The sequence below is a fragment of the Roseibium sp. QJM3NY_11 genome, assembly GCF_056173175.1.
In genome coordinates this window covers 114,144-128,208 of the sequence record NZ_CM149660.1, presented here as the reverse complement: position 1 = coordinate 128,208, position 14,065 = coordinate 114,144, and the positions used below count along the sequence as shown (strand labels likewise).

Annotated in this window: 11 protein-coding genes; 6 read left to right on the top strand and 5 right to left on the bottom strand. The window is 64.0% G+C overall.

Translation table 11 applies throughout. The features are described 5' to 3' along the window. Window positions 1-84 precede the first annotated feature (84 nt). From AC0VX3_RS00540 to AC0VX3_RS00530, 3 genes are read right to left on the bottom strand one after another with little or no spacing between them, the layout of a single operon-like run. Window positions 85-1,746: a CRTAC1 family protein gene (locus AC0VX3_RS00540; protein WP_475523095.1), complete on the bottom strand. Its 1,662-nt coding sequence runs from the start codon at window positions 1,744-1,746 to the stop codon at window positions 85-87. Beyond that, complete coding sequence (locus tag AC0VX3_RS00535; RefSeq protein ID WP_475523094.1) at window positions 1,743-3,173, bottom strand: di-heme oxidoredictase family protein; 1,431 nt, start codon at window positions 3,171-3,173, stop codon at window positions 1,743-1,745. Before AC0VX3_RS00535 ends, AC0VX3_RS00540 begins: the two co-directional genes overlap by 4 nt. Then, complete coding sequence (locus AC0VX3_RS00530) at window positions 3,170-4,444, bottom strand: ROK family protein (RefSeq protein ID WP_475523093.1); 1,275 nt, start codon at window positions 4,442-4,444, stop codon at window positions 3,170-3,172. The genes AC0VX3_RS00535 and AC0VX3_RS00530 overlap by 4 nt, the downstream gene beginning before the upstream one ends. Window positions 4,445-4,714: 270 nt before the next feature. Between AC0VX3_RS00530 and xylF the strand changes: the two genes are divergently transcribed. The 5 genes from xylF to xylA all read left to right on the top strand — a co-directional run bounded on the left by xylF (window position 4,715) and on the right by xylA (window position 10,893). After that, window positions 4,715-5,746 carry a D-xylose ABC transporter substrate-binding protein gene (gene xylF, locus AC0VX3_RS00525; protein ID WP_342891802.1) on the top strand — a complete coding sequence of 344 codons (1,032 nt, stop codon included), beginning with the start codon at window positions 4,715-4,717 and terminating at the stop codon, window positions 5,744-5,746. 133 nt (window positions 5,747-5,879) lie between these two features. Continuing rightward, window positions 5,880-7,169 carry a sugar ABC transporter permease gene (locus AC0VX3_RS00520; protein ID WP_475523092.1) on the top strand — a complete coding sequence of 430 codons (1,290 nt, stop codon included), beginning with the start codon at window positions 5,880-5,882 and terminating at the stop codon, window positions 7,167-7,169. A gap of 3 nt (window positions 7,170-7,172) precedes the next feature. Beyond that, window positions 7,173-7,961: an ATP-binding cassette domain-containing protein gene (locus tag AC0VX3_RS00515; protein WP_342891800.1), complete on the top strand. Its 789-nt coding sequence runs from the start codon at window positions 7,173-7,175 to the stop codon at window positions 7,959-7,961. 149 nt (window positions 7,962-8,110) lie between these two features. Then, window positions 8,111-9,562, top strand: a complete 1,452-nt coding sequence (xylB, locus tag AC0VX3_RS00510) for a xylulokinase (protein WP_475523091.1) — start codon at window positions 8,111-8,113, stop codon at window positions 9,560-9,562. Window positions 9,563-9,573: 11 nt separating this feature from the next. Continuing rightward, complete coding sequence (xylA, locus tag AC0VX3_RS00505) at window positions 9,574-10,893, top strand: xylose isomerase (protein WP_475523090.1); 1,320 nt, start codon at window positions 9,574-9,576, stop codon at window positions 10,891-10,893. 73 nt (window positions 10,894-10,966) lie between these two features. On the opposite strand, the gene AC0VX3_RS00500 is transcribed toward xylA, so the two are convergent. Continuing rightward, window positions 10,967-11,476, bottom strand: a complete 510-nt coding sequence (locus AC0VX3_RS00500) for an MmcB family DNA repair protein (protein WP_475523089.1) — start codon at window positions 11,474-11,476, stop codon at window positions 10,967-10,969. Window positions 11,477-11,614: 138 nt separating this feature from the next. Between AC0VX3_RS00500 and AC0VX3_RS00495 the strand changes: the two genes are divergently transcribed. After that, complete coding sequence (locus AC0VX3_RS00495) at window positions 11,615-12,097, top strand: hypothetical protein (protein ID WP_475523088.1); 483 nt, start codon at window positions 11,615-11,617, stop codon at window positions 12,095-12,097. A gap of 97 nt (window positions 12,098-12,194) precedes the next feature. Here AC0VX3_RS00495 and AC0VX3_RS00490 read toward each other — a convergent pair whose 3' ends face one another. Beyond that, on the bottom strand, window positions 12,195-13,979 hold the full coding sequence (locus tag AC0VX3_RS00490) for a SulP family inorganic anion transporter (RefSeq protein ID WP_475523087.1): 1,785 nt from the start codon (window positions 13,977-13,979) through the stop codon (window positions 12,195-12,197). Between the last annotated feature and the right edge of the window lie 86 nt (window positions 13,980-14,065).

Sequence of the window (14,065 nt, the reverse complement as noted above, 5' to 3'; positions counted from 1 at the left end):
GAAAACTCCAAAGCATTGAATGTTCCCGGCATTTTCAGGCAGATCGGCCGCAATGTCACCCTTTGAAACGCGGCCCGGCCACGCCTATTGCGGATACCAGAGCCTGGCCTTTTCCGCGCCGCGTTCGATGATCACGTGACTGTTGGCGAAGACACGGTAGGCGTGGCTCCAGTCCCCGTCCGGCCATTTGATGCGGATGTTGGCACGTTCGGCGACCCCGAGGCCGAAATGGACGAACCCCAACTGGCCGGAGGCATGCCCGGCGCCGATCTGGATGTCCTTCACCCGTGTGTGGTTGCCGGTCTTGACGCTGATCCGTGCTCCGACCGCGCGCCGGTTGGGCTGGCCCGGCTGGCGGATGTCGACCGCGAGCCAGTTGCCGAGCGGTTTCGGCGCATCCGCCGTTCCCTGCCCGAGGTTCCGGAACAGGCTGACGGGCGCAGCCCGGTTGACGACGATCAGATCCAGCAGCCCGTCCGAATTGAAATCGGCCAGGCCCGCACCCCGGCCGCGGCGGTCAAGGCCGATGCCGGCAAGTCCGCCGGCTTCGGTGAACCGGCCGTCCCACTGGCCGATCAGAAGATTGTCCGGATCGACGGCGGCGAAATCCGGCATCGCCTCGACATTGCCCTTGGCGATGAACAGGTCCCACAGGCCGTCATTGTTAACGTCCTGGAATTCGGAATGCCAGCCGGTCGAGGGTTTGAGGTCCTCGCCCTTGTAGGGGCGGTGCGCGGTAATCCCGAGATCAAAGGCGATGTCCTGATAGACCGGAACGGTCTCGTCCGTTTCCGCGTCCAGCTTCTGCAGCTTGGTATCGCCCATGCTGGTCAGGGCGTATTCGGGAAAGCCGTCGACATCGAGATCGATCGAGGCGATGCCCATGCCCCAGATCTTGAGATGCTGCCAGCCGTCGGACTTGCGGTATGGCCTGGGCGGGCGGCCCGCAGGCACGGCCCAGAGCTGTTCCTCGCCGCCGCGGTAATAGTGCCGGTCGTTCGAGACCCGGAGCGCGGCTTCGCCGGACCGGTTCCAGTCGGTGAACAGGATCGACAGCGTGCAGAACCCAGGCGACAGGCGCGTCGGCTCCGGATAGGAGACGCCGCCCTCCGCCGTCTTGTCCGGCCGGAACAGGAAATTGTCGTGGCAGGTGCCCCAGGGCGAACCGGGCGCGGAGCGGTCGACGTAGTTGCCGAAGGCCAGTGTCGGATAGTCGAGGTCCGGCTCGAAAGTGGCCGAGAATGCGGTCGTCCAGGCACGCCCGCCATCGAAGCCGAGAGCCCGGTTGGCCACCTCGAAGCGGCAGTCCCCCTTGCCCTCGAGCAGCAGGTTCTCACCCAGGCGCAACACCGCGAGATCAGGCACGTCGTCATTGTTGAAGTCGAGCGGATAGGCGCCGAGGACCCGAACCGCCTGCCGTTCGTTCATGCCGGTCGGCAGCGCCGTGAAGGTGAGCGGTCCAGCCGTCGGGCTGCCGTTTTGAAAGAGCTGCGCCGGGTTCCTGCCGCCGGCCAGGAACAGGTCCGGGCGCCGGTCGCCGTTGCAGTCGAAAATGGCCGCGCCGCCGCCGACGAAAAACTCCCAGGCCCCGTCATACCTGTGCTCGATGCCCGCGCTCCCCGCTTCCTCCACAAAGGAAGGCACCGGTGCGAGGGAGGCTTCGGGCACGCTGTCCTGAGCCAGACCCGGGGACGCTGCGAGCAGTGCCGGCAGCATGACGGAAAGTTTGAAGGCCGCACGGCTCATTCGGCAATCTCCAGACTGCGCAGGAAGGCGACGATGGACTGGCGGTCGGTCTCCGGCAGTGCCGCATAGGCCTTGCGGCTCTCCGTCGCCTCGCCGCCATGGGCCAGGATCACTTCATTGAGCGTGGTCAGGTCGCCGCGGTGGGCATAAGGCGCCGTGCTGCCGATGCCCCACAGTTCCGAGGTGATGAAGACATCCCTGGCGACAAAACGCTGCGCCAGCAGTTCGTTGCCGAAGGTGTCGTTCTGCGCGTCGGCAATCCTGTGGCGCTTCAGATCGCCGTAAAGCGGCACCAGAACCCGGCCCTGTTCGTCGCGCGGCAGGGCCTTGACCCAGTCCAGCGTGCCGAGATCGTAGACCAGCGGCGTGGCGACATCGCTCTGGCGCAGGGTGCCGGCAGTGTCGTACGGGCCCGGGTCCTGAAATTTGAGGGAGCCCAGCGGCAGGGCCGGAATGTGGCAGGAGGTGCAGCCGATCTCGCCGAACAGGGCCTCGCCCTGGCCGGCGGCGGTCCGCCAGATCTCAGGCAGGTCCTGTTTCCGTCCCGGTGCGGGCAGGGTGGCCTGCCACGCGACCAGCGCGGAGATCTGGCCCGGTGTCATTTCGTCGGCGTGGCCGTCGCCGTCGAAATCGTCCGTGCCGGTCCAGGCCGCGCCGAACCGTTCCTGTGGCTGAATGCCGTGGTGGGCGTTCATGGCGTTGACGGTGAACTGGCGCAGGGAGGCGAAGACCCCCTTCTGGCTGAACGGGCGCAGGGTCAGGTCGTCGTCGATCCCGTCCAGGCCGGACACGTCGAGCGTGCCGTCCGGAAAGGCCTTCAGCGATCCGAAGGAAACTCCTTTTGCTTCCAGAGCGATCTCTTCCGGCCGGCCGCTGGAGCGCGTCTTTTCCAGGACCGATTGCCGCTGAATTCTCAGCTCCGCCGTCATTTCACGGGCAAGCAGCTCGATCAGGCCCGCGCCCTGAAGGGCGTTGGTATTGCGCTCGTTGGAAAACTGCGGATCGATCGTGTCGAAATCGGCGCTCTCGAAACCTTCGGAGACGAAGACATTGGCCGTGAAGGCGCCGGCACCGCCGATGACGGGTTCATTGTGGCAGGACGCGCAGGCATTGGCATCCATGCCGGCGAGCCGCTGGAAGGCGAGGTGGGAGCGGCGGCGCACCTTTGTCGGCACGATGGCCCCGGTCGCATCCGGCCGGCCTGCACCGTCCAGCGAGGTGAACTTGGCCTCGAAAAGCCGCTCGCCGATCGGCTGCAGCACCGCGACCGGATCGTCTCCGGAGGCTGCCAGAGCCTCGATGTCAACGTCCTCGACAAGGACGCGTTCACTCCAGGGAAGAACGGGAGGTTCGGCGGCGGCCGGTCCGGCCGGCATCAGTGCGACCGCAAGCCAGATGATACCCGGCAGGAAGCGCCGCGGGCTCATGCCGGGCTCTCCGGACCGTCGCTGGGCGCCTCACGATCGGGGGAGCCGGGGGAACCGGTCTCCAGTCCGAGAAAGTCCATGTCCAGCCGTTCCATGGACTGGGCGATCAGCCCGCTGCGAATGAGGTTCTCGTTCCAGGGCATTACGTCGAGGGTGAAATTGTGCCTCAGGTCTGCCACCAGGGCATCCTCGAGCCCTTCCCACATGCCTTTTTCCATGAAGGCGAAGGCACGCATCGCGGCGCCCGTCAGCACGACCCGCTTCGGGTCGATCATCGCGATCATCCGGGCAAGACCGTAGCCCAGGACCCGGCCGGCCTCGTAAAAGGCGTTGCAGGCATCCGTGTCGCCCGATCCGGCCAGCGCGATCAGCCGGGCCAGACCGTCGACACCAGCCTTGATAGTGACGGGATCGGTGTCTTCCGGCAGGTGCGAGGCGGCCCGGACCAGCGCATAATCGGACAGGTAGGCCTCGATGCAGCCTCTCTTGCCGCACCGGCACAGCGCGCCGTCCGGCAGGTGATTGGCGTGGCCGAATTCGGCGGCGGTGCCGCTGGCGCCGGAAAAAAGCCGGTTGTCGAGATAAAGACCCATGCCGACGCCGTAGTCGAGCATGATCACCGCGAAAGTGCCGCTGTAGCGGTTCGGGTCCGACCAGTGCAGCGCCTCGGTGATCATGTTGGTATCGTTGGAGATATGACAGTCGGCACCGAATGCCTCGTGCAGCGGACCGACGATCGGGATCTTGCGGCCGGCAAAGGCCGGGCTCCAGGCGACCATGCCGGTTTCCGTTTCGACAACCCCCTGGGCGGCGACGCCGATCTCCCGGACGCGGTCCGGGCCGATGCCGGCTGTCTGCAGGAACAGCCTGATGGCTTCGGTCAGCGTGTCCGGAAAGCTCGACGCGTCTGCGGATGCCGTGTCGAACCGCAGGCGCTCTTCCGTCACCACCTGACCGGAAAAATCGACCAGAGACAGGTCGATGCTGTTGACGGCAAGGCGAACCCCGACGGTATAGACCGCTTCCGGATTGAGCTTCAGCAGCGCGCGCGGCCGGCCGCGCGCCAGCGGTGCCTTGGGCTCTTCGCTTTCCAGATTTAGGATCAGTCCCTGCTCCAGAAGGTCCGACGTGATCGCCGTCACTGTGGCGGGGCTCAGGCGGGTTGCCTGCCCGAGGTCGATCCGTGCCATCGGGCCGTTCCGGCGCAGGGCCTGTAGAACAATACTGCGGTTCTGGCGCCGGATCTGATCCCGGTCCGCTTTGCGTGTCATGCTCGCTCAGCTCTTCCCTCGGTGTTTCCTCAGTCCCGGGTTTTTCCCGGCGTTTCCGCCCTTTTTCGGAAGATCGCGCTCCCGCTGGGCAGTGTTTTGTAAAACCATGTTGACAGGAGCAGCGCTTTCCTGCAACTTTTTTTCGGGGCCCAAAAAAAATAGCAACAAGGTTGTCCTATCTGAAGGCGTCACCAAAAGTCGCTTCAACATACAAGTATATTTCGGTGCGGCCGATCGACGTGAGCTGCGCCACCTGGAGGAAACATCGCAATGCGTAAAATCACCACTTTGCTGGCGGGCGCCCTGCTGTCCGCAACCGCAGTAACCGTAGCCAGCGCGGAAGACATTGTCGTCGGCGTGAGCTGGTCCAATTTCCAGGAAGAACGCTGGAAGACCGACGAAGCCGCCATCAAGGGCGCGCTGGAAGCTGCCGGTGCGAAGTACATCTCCGCCGATGCGCAGAGCTCGTCCGCGAAACAGCTGTCCGACGTTGAAGCGCTGATCGCGCAGGGCGCGACGGCTTTGATCATTCTGGCCCAGGACTCGCAGGCCATCGGCCCGGCTGTTCAGGCCGCAGCCGATGAAGGCATTCCGGTTGTCGGCTACGACCGTCTGATCGACGATCCGCGCGCATTCTACCTGACCTTCGACAACGTCGAAGTCGGCCGCATGCAGGCACGCGCTGTCCTGGCCGCCGCGCCGAAGGGCAATTACGTCATGATCAAGGGCTCGCCGACCGACCCGAACGCGGATTTCCTCCGCGGTGGTCAGCAGGAAGTGCTCCAGTCCGCGCTTGACGCAGGTGACATCACCATCGTCGGTGAAGCCTATACCGACGGCTGGCTGCCGGCGAACGCACAGCGCAACATGGAACAGCTCCTGACGGCCAACGACAACAAGGTCGATGCGGTCGTGGCGTCCAACGACGGCACCGCCGGCGGTGTTGTCGCCGCGCTGACCGCGCAGGGCATGGACGGCATTCCGGTGTCCGGCCAGGACGGCGACCACGCCGCTCTGAACCGCGTTGCACGCGGCACCCAGACCGTGTCCGTGTGGAAGGACGCCCGCGAACTCGGCAAGGCAGCCGGTGAAATAGCGGTCTCCCTGGCGGGTGGCAGCGAGTTGTCCGGTGTTGACGGCGCGGCCGTCTGGACGTCTCCGTCCGGCTCCGAGCTGACCGCCAAGTTCCTGGCGCCGCTTCCGGTCACCAAGGACAACCTGACCGCCGTCGTCGACGCGGGCTGGATCTCCAAGGAAGACCTGTGCCAGGGCGTGGAAAACGGTCCGGCTCCCTGTAACTGATTAGAACGCGTACTGAATACGGCCCCGGTTGATGGAACCGGGGCCGCTCCAACAGGGACGGCCGCAAGAGCCGCTCTCCGGGATGGGCCACCCGATGCGAAAGCGTACTGGTCTCCAAGCAGGAGTAACCTCGATGTCCGACACCGCACTGTCGGGGCAGAAAAGCCCGACAGCACGAAACTTGTTTGCCGCATTGCAGCTCGACACCCGGTTTCTTGGCATGATCGGAGCGTTCGTCGTTCTGTGCCTGGTGTTCAATGTGTTCACGGATGGCCGGTTCCTGACACCGCGCAACATCTTCAACCTGACGATCCAGACCGTGTCCGTCGCCATCATGGCGACAGGAATGGTGTTCGTCATCGTCACCCGCCATATCGATCTGTCCGTCGGCTCGGTTCTTGCCACCATCGCGGCGGTCATGGCGGTCGTGCAGACCGATTTCCTGCCCGAACTCCTAGGTCTCGGCCATCCCGCCAACTGGATCCTGGCCATCCTGGCCGGTGTCGTCGTCGGCGTCCTCATCGGCGCGTTTCAGGGCTGGATGATCGGCTATCTCGCCATTCCGGCGTTCATCGTCACGCTCGGCGGCCTGCTGGTCTGGCGGAACGTCGCCTGGTTCATAACATCCGGTCAGACGATCGGACCGCTCGATGAGACCTTCACCAAGATCGGTGGCATCGGCGGCACCATGGGCGAAACCGGCTCCTGGATTTTCGGCGTACTGGCCGTCGCGGCCGCATTGTGGCTGCAGATCGCCTCGCGCCGCCGCAAGGCCTCCCACGGGTTTCCGGTGAAGCCGGCCTGGGCCGAAGCGACCATGGCGATGATCACCGCCTGTGCCATTCTCGGTTTCGTCTGGGTCCTGAACGCCTATGACATTCCAAAGGCACGGCTGAAGCGCATTTTCGAGGCCAGCGGCGAGACCCTGCCGGAAGGCCTGACAATGGGCTACGGCATTCCCTATTCGGTGGTCCTCCTGATCGTCGTGGCCATCGTCATGACGGTGGTCGCCCAGAGAACCCGCCTCGGCCGGTATATTTTCGCGACCGGCGGCAACCCGGATGCGGCGGCACTATCGGGCATCAACACCCGTTTCCTGACCGTCAAGGTCTTCGCAATCATGGGCGGACTGGCGGCACTGGCAGCGGCTGTGGCGGCGGCCAGGCTCGGCTTTTCGACCAACGACATCGGCACCCTCGACGAACTTCGGGTGATCGCGGCTGCGGTCATCGGCGGCACGGCCCTGGCCGGCGGGATCGGTACGATCTATGGCGCGATCCTGGGTGCCCTGATCATGCAGTCCCTGCAATCGGGCATGGCCATGGTCGGCGTGGACGCGCCGCTCCAGAACATCGTGGTCGGCACCGTGCTGGTCCTCGCCGTTCTGGTCGACATCATCTACCGCAAGCGCACGGGAGACTGAGCGATGGCAACACCTCTCGTAGAACTGAAAGACATGAGCATCTCCTTCGGCGGAGTGCAGGCCGTCGACCGGGTCTCCGTGGATCTCTACCCCGGCGAAGTGGTCGGACTTCTGGGCCACAACGGCGCCGGCAAGTCGACGCTGATCAAGATGCTGTCCGGTGCCTATCGGGCCGATAGCGGCGAGATCCGCATCAACGGCGAGGAAGTGCACATTCACTCGCCGCGCGACGCGCGGGCACAGAATATCGAGACCATCTACCAGACGCTCGCGCTGGCGGACAATCTCGATGCGGCGTCCAATCTGTTCCTCGGACGGGAACTGACCTCGCCGCTCGGCTTTGTCGACGACGATGCCATGGAAGCGGAAACCCGCAAGATCCTGGGCAAGCTCAATCCGAACTTCAGCAAGTTCCACGCACCCGTGAAAGCCCTGTCCGGCGGCCAGCGCCAGTCGGTCGCGATTGCCCGGGCGGTCTACTTCAACGCCAAGATCCTGATCATGGACGAGCCGACGGCGGCGCTCGGGGTTCACGAGACCCAGATGGTGGCCGAACTCGTCCAGGAACTGAAAAAACAGGGCCTCGGCATTTTCCTGATCAGTCATGACATTCATGACGTGTTCCAGCTCTGCGACCGGATCGCGGTGATGAAGAACGGCCAGCTTGTGGGATCCGCCCGCACCACGGATGTGACCGACGACGATGTGCTCGGCATGATCATTCTGGGCAAATGCCCGGAAGGCGCGACACCCGGACCGGGCGCCCTTGTGGACGACACGGTGCTCGGCTAAACCGGATGGCTTCGCGGGCTGCTGTCCGCGGAGCTTCGGCTGTCCGGGCGACGCCGGATGGCATTGTTCGGCAGGAACAAGACCCTGTGCCGAAATCTCGGAAAACGGGCCTCGGCATTCTTTTTTACTCTTCTTGAGGAACGCACCTCATGTACATCGGTCTCGATATCGGCACGAGTTCGGTCAAAGCCATTCTCCTCGACGAGGACCAGGCACTGATCTCCTCCGCGACGGCGGAGCTGACGGTGGAACGCCCTCATCCGGGCTGGTCCGAGCAGGATCCGGACAGCTGGTGGACGGCGTGTGAAACGGTTCTGGACGCGTTGAAAAGCCGGGCCCCGCAGGCGATGGCCGCGGTCAGGGGCATCGGCTTGTCGGGACATATGCACGGTGCCACCCTGCTGGACGATGCCGGCAGGCCCCTGCGGCCGTGCATCCTCTGGAACGACGGCCGGTCCGGACGGCAATGCGCCGAGCTGCAGGCCGCCGAGCCGAAGTTCCTGACGCTGGGCGGCAATCTGGTGATGCCCGGCTTCACGGCGCCGAAGCTGCAATGGGTGCGCGAAAACGAACCCGACATTTTCGCCCGGACGGCCATGGTGCTGCTGCCCAAGGATTATGTCCGCTTCAGGCTGACCGGCGAGTATGCGGGCGACATGTCCGACAGCGCGGGCACGCTCTGGATGGATGTCGCGAAGCGGGACTGGAGCGACGACCTTCTGGCGGCGACGGGACTGACCCGTCGCAACATGCCCCGCCTTGTGGAAGGCTCTGAGGCTTCCGGCATATTGAAACCGGACCTGTGTGCCCGCTGGGGTATCGACGGGGCGCCTGTTGTCGCGGGTGGCGGCGGAGACAATGCCGCCTCGGCGTGTGGTGTCGGGGCCGTCGATCCCGAATCGGCCTTCGTCTCGCTTGGAACATCCGGTGTTCTGTTCGTCACCAACGACAGGTTCTCGCCCAATGTCGAAGGGGCCGTTCATGCCTTTTGTCACGCGGTGCCGGACACATGGCACCAGATGGGGGTCATCCTGTCGGCGACCGACAGTCTGAACTGGCTCGCCGGAATCTTGCGCAAATCACCGGCGGATCTGACCGGCCTGCTCGACCGGGTCTCCGGCCCGTCCCCGGTCTCTTTCCTGCCTTATCTGGGCGGTGAGCGAACACCTCATAACGATGTCGATATCCGCGCCGGCTTCCAGGGCATTTCCCATGAAACCGGCGAAGCGGAGCTGACCCACGCGGTGCTGGACGGGGTGGCCTTCGCGCTGATGGACTGCATGCAGGCCTTGAGCATCGCGGGCACGAAATTCGACCGGGTCCTTGCCGTGGGCGGGGGCTCGCGGTCACGGCTCTGGCTGGAGATTATCGCCAGCCTCTTGAACGTCACGGTGGACGTGCCGGTCGATGGCGATTTCGGCGCATCGCTCGGGGCTGCCCGTCTCGGTCAGGCCGCTGCGCTCGGCACGACGGAAGCGATCTTCGCCAGGCCGGCGCTCAAGGCCAGTATCGACCCGGTACCGGCCCTGACGGAAACCTATGCCGAAGCCTATGGCCAATGGCGCAAACTTTATCCGGCGCTCAAACAAGCCGGTTTTTGAGGAGACAGAAGATGAGCACTGGTTTTTTTGGCGATCTGCAGCCGATCCGATACGCGGGACCCGACAGCCGCGATCCGCTGAGCTACCGCCACTACAACAAGGACGAGGTGGTTCTGGGCAAGCGCATGGAAGACCACCTGCGTCTGGCCGTGTGCTACTGGCACAGCTTCTGCTGGCCGGGTTCGGATCCGTTCGGCGGCGAGACCTTCAATCGCTCCTGGATGGCCGCGGGCGGAGACCCGATGGAACAGGCCAGGCTGAAGGCGGACGTCGCCTTCGAAATGTACCAGATCCTCGGAATGCCGTTCTTCACCTTTCACGACCGCGACATCGCGCCGGAAGGAAACACGCTGGCGGAAAGCAACGCCAACGTGAACGCCATTGCGGACATCTTCGAAAAGAAAATGGCGGCGACCGGCGTGAAGCTGCTCTGGGGCACCGCCAACATGTTCTCCAACCGCCGCTTCATGAGCGGCGCCGCCACCAATCCGGATCCGGACGTCTTCGCCTATGCCGCCGCCCAGGTCAAAAACGCTATGGACGTCACGTATCGGCTCGGCGGTGAAAACTACGTGCTGTGGGGTGGGCGCGAAGGCTACGAAACGCTGCTCAACACCAGCATCGGACAGGAACTCGACCAGCTCGGCCGCTTCCTCAACATGGTGGTGGAGTACAAGCACAAGATCGGCTTCAAGGGCACGATCCTGATCGAACCGAAGCCGCAGGAGCCCAGCAAGCACCAGTACGACTATGACGTCGGCACCGTCTTCGGCTTCCTCAAGGCCTATGGTCTCGAGAACGAGGTCAAGATGAACATCGAGCAGGGCCACGCCATCCTGGCCGGCCACTCCTTCGAGCACGAATTGCACATGGCCCGCTCGCTCGGCATCCTGGGCTCCGTCGACATGAACCGGAACGACTATCAGTGCGGCTGGGACACCGATCATTTCGCCATGAACGTACCCGAACTGGCACTGGCCTATTACGAGATCCTGATGGATGGCGGCTTTACGACGGGGGGCACCAATTTCGACGCCAAGCTGCGCCGGCAGTCCATCGATCCGGCCGACCTGATCCAGGCACATGTCGGCTCCGCGGACGCAATCGCACGCGGTCTGAAGGCGGCGGCCGCCGTGATCGAGGACGGGCGCCTGAAGGGCTTTGTCGATGACCGCTACGCAGGCTGGAAGAAACCGGAAAACGCGGCGATCCTGAATGGCGGCTCGTCTCTGGAAGCCCTGGCCGAACGGGTTCACGGCGAAAACCTGGAACCGCAGCCGAAATCCGGCAGGCAGGAACACCTGGAGAGCCTGGTCAACCTGTTCGTCTGAGCCTGTTGCCGACCAGCAGCGGCCGTTTCGGCATTGGCGCCGGGACGGCCGCGACGGGTTTTGGAAGCTGTTTCTAGAACCGGTCGAACAACTGCGTCCCGTCCGGGTCGGCCAGGTTGTGCAGCCGGTAGGCGGCATGGCGGGCGAAACGGAGGGTCACGGCCTTCCGCGTGGCGGCGGACAGCTTGTGGACCGGCGCCTCGCGCAGGATTTCCGCGCCAAATCCGTCCGAGACGATCAGGCCAGCCGCTTCTGGAAAAATGTCCAGGGGCACATCCGGGTGGGTCGCGAAATAGAGCCGGTCGCAATGCTGGCGGTACTCGGGCCACTTGCTGTCGGCCCGCAAATCCGCGATCGACGATTTGACTTCCACGATCCACAATTCATGCCTGGGGCCGAGAGCCAGCAGGTCCGCGCGGCGGGCGGAGGCCAGGGTCACTTCCGCAAGGCAGGCGAAATCGAACTGGCGCAGCAGCCGTGCCGTGCCGCGCCAGACCTTGAGCGCGGTCTCGGACTGGCGACCGTCCTTGAGCGGGTCGTCCAGCAGAATTCTTCCGGCAGGTGGCTGGCTGTCGTCGTTCATTCTTTTTTTGTTCCACTTTTGTTCGAAAAATACAAGCGCCACTATCGTCAAGGTTGCTTTTTGCGAGACGATTTGCCTGTTCCCGCTTCAAATTGCATAATCCGGAAAGTGACATGTCAATCGGGAAGGAGAATGCGGTTGAACGGTTTCAAGGGACGGGCCTTGCTGGCAGCTCTCTTCGTGCTCGCCGGCGGGCCGGCGCTTGCAGGCAAGGGGGACCTGATCTTTCAGGTTCCGAAGGCAGCGCCGCTGCTCCAGGGAAGAACGCTCGACCTGAGATTCGCGGATTTCGCGCAAGGGATCTGGGTGCGCGATCTTGAGCAATGCCCGGCTCCGCAAATCGATCGAAGCCCACCCGGCTCGGCGCTGGCCATCTACCGGGGCCTGCTGGAGACACCGGGCCGGATCTGTCAGGTCTATGGCGCGGAGCAGAGCGGCATCCGCACCCAGCGCGCGGCGATCAACTGCCAGTTGACCGATGGCGCCGAGGTCATCGAACTGGTCACCGTCCAGCCCCGCGGCTCCAAGGGGCTTCTGGTTCAGGAGGGCGAAAAACCACCGGTTCACTTCCGGTTCTGCGAGAAAATCGTGCCGATCCTGCAGTCTGCCCACAGCAGGTGATCCCGGCGCTCCGTTTCAGCCGGGACGGCTTGAAATCGCGGTGACCGGCGGAGCGCGGCGCTTTGCCGGCGTCGTGCCGGAACCGACAGTGCGGACCCTAGATCTCCGGTCCCGACCAGATGTTGGACTGAGCCGCTTTCTTTGGGGTGCGGCTCTCGGAAATATGCGCCGTCTGCGGGTCGAGCGTGCACAGGGCTTCGTACTGGCTGAGAAACACCTGTCCGGTCAGATGCTCCAGGAAATCGGTTCGCTTCAGCCGGTCCATCACCGGTCCCTTGACCTCGGACAGGTGAAAGTTCACCCCGGAATCGGACAGGCGGTGGTTGATTTCCTCAAGGCTCTCCAGGGCGCTGGCGTCGATTTCGTTGACCGCCGGACACATCAGCACAACATGCTCGATCTCCGGTTTTTGCGCCACCAGGGCATAGACCTTGTCTTCCAGAAACCGGGAATTGGCGAAGAACAGGCTTTCGTCGACGCGGAGCGTCAGGACCTTGTCGCCCGTCGCTGCCGTGTGCCGGTCGACATTGCGGAAATGCTCGGTTCCCGGAACGATGCCGACGATCGCCATATGCGGCCGGCTGCTGCGGTAGAGATACAGCGCGATGGAAAGGGCAACACCGGTGACCACGCCCGGTTCGACCCCGAAAAACAGGGTGATCACGATGGTCGCGGCCATGGCGGTGAAGTCGCTCTTGGAATAGGCGAAGGTCCGCTTGATCGCGCCCAGATCGACCAGCGACAACACGGCCACGATGATGGTCGCCGCAAGTGTCGCCTGCGGCAGAAAGGTCAGCAGCGGTGTCAGGAACAGGGTCGCCAGCGCGATGCCGACGGCGGTGAAGGCACCGGCTGCCGGCGTCGCCGCGCCCGCATCGAAGTTGACCACGGACCGGGCAAAGCCGCCGGTCACGGGATAGCCGCCGGAGACAGCCGAGGCGATGTTGGAGGCGCCTAGGCCGATCAGCTCCTGGTCGGGTTCGATGCGCTGGCGTTTCTTGGCCGCCAGGGTCTGCGCGACGGAGACCGATTCCACGAAGCCGATCACGGATATCAGCAGGGCGGGCCCGGCCAGGGCCAGCCACAAGTCGCTGTCGAAGGCGGGCAGGTGGGGCATCGGCAGGCCGGAGGGAATGTCGCCGACGATCCGCACACCCTTCTCGCCGAGATCGAAAGCAGCGGAAATCACGGTCGTGACCGCGACGGCGGCAACGGGGCCGGCCTTGGTCAGGATATCGGCCAGGAACGGCTTGAGACCCAGGGCAAGCAACCGTTTTTTCAAACCCTTGCGCACCCAGAAGAGAAAGCCGGTTGCTGCGGTGCCGATCGCAAGGGTGATCCAGTTGATCTCGGTCAGATGCGTGGCGATGGACAGCAGGATTTCATAAAGCGTGTGGCCATTGGCGGGCACGCCGAGAATATGCTTCAGCTGGCTGGAGGCGATGAGCAGGCCAGAGGCCGTGATGAAGCCGGAAATCACCGGATGACTGAGGAGATTGGCCAGAAAGCCGAGCCGGAACAGCCCCATGGCGACGAGCATCAGTCCGGACAGGAAGGCGAGCACGATGGCCGCGCCGAGATATTCCGGTGTGCCCTGCCGGGCGAATTCGCCGACGGCGGAGGCGGTCATCAGCGAGACCACGGCGACCGGACCGACTGCGAGCGCGCGGCTCGTGCCGAACAGGGCATAGGCCACCAGCGGCAGGATCGACGCATAAAGACCGACTTCGGGCGGCAGCCCGGCCAGCAGCGCATACGCAAGCGACTGCGGGATCAGCATGATTGTGACGATCACCGCGGCGACGAGATCGCTGGTCGCGGTTGTCTTGTCGTAGCTTCTGCCCCAGTCGAGAATGGGCAGGTAGCGCTGCAGCCGGATCATTGCATGACCTTTTGATCTGATTGGAACAACGCGAGCCGGGGGTCCGGCTCGCGTTTCAGGTACTGATGGCACCCTTTTTCAGGAAG

What these genes read in the sequence shown, in the direction of transcription:
- xylB (WP_475523091.1), top strand. Translation starts at nt 8,111, where the DNA reads ATGTACATCGGTCTCGATATCGGCACGAGTTCGGTCAAAGCCATTCTC.
- xylA (WP_475523090.1), top strand. Translation starts at nt 9,574, where the DNA reads ATGAGCACTGGTTTTTTTGGCGATCTGCAGCCGATCCGATACGCGGGA.
- AC0VX3_RS00515 (WP_342891800.1), top strand. Translation starts at nt 7,173, where the DNA reads ATGGCAACACCTCTCGTAGAACTGAAAGACATGAGCATCTCCTTCGGC.
- AC0VX3_RS00535 (WP_475523094.1), bottom strand. Translation starts at nt 3,173, where the DNA reads ATGAGCCCGCGGCGCTTCCTGCCGGGTATCATCTGGCTTGCGGTCGCA.
- AC0VX3_RS00520 (WP_475523092.1), top strand. Translation starts at nt 5,880, where the DNA reads ATGTCCGACACCGCACTGTCGGGGCAGAAAAGCCCGACAGCACGAAAC.
- AC0VX3_RS00490 (WP_475523087.1), bottom strand. Translation starts at nt 13,979, where the DNA reads ATGATCCGGCTGCAGCGCTACCTGCCCATTCTCGACTGGGGCAGAAGC.
- AC0VX3_RS00540 (WP_475523095.1), bottom strand. Translation starts at nt 1,746, where the DNA reads ATGAGCCGTGCGGCCTTCAAACTTTCCGTCATGCTGCCGGCACTGCTC.
- AC0VX3_RS00500 (WP_475523089.1), bottom strand. Translation starts at nt 11,476, where the DNA reads ATGAACGACGACAGCCAGCCACCTGCCGGAAGAATTCTGCTGGACGAC.
- xylF (WP_342891802.1), top strand. Translation starts at nt 4,715, where the DNA reads ATGCGTAAAATCACCACTTTGCTGGCGGGCGCCCTGCTGTCCGCAACC.
- AC0VX3_RS00530 (WP_475523093.1), bottom strand. Translation starts at nt 4,444, where the DNA reads ATGACACGCAAAGCGGACCGGGATCAGATCCGGCGCCAGAACCGCAGT.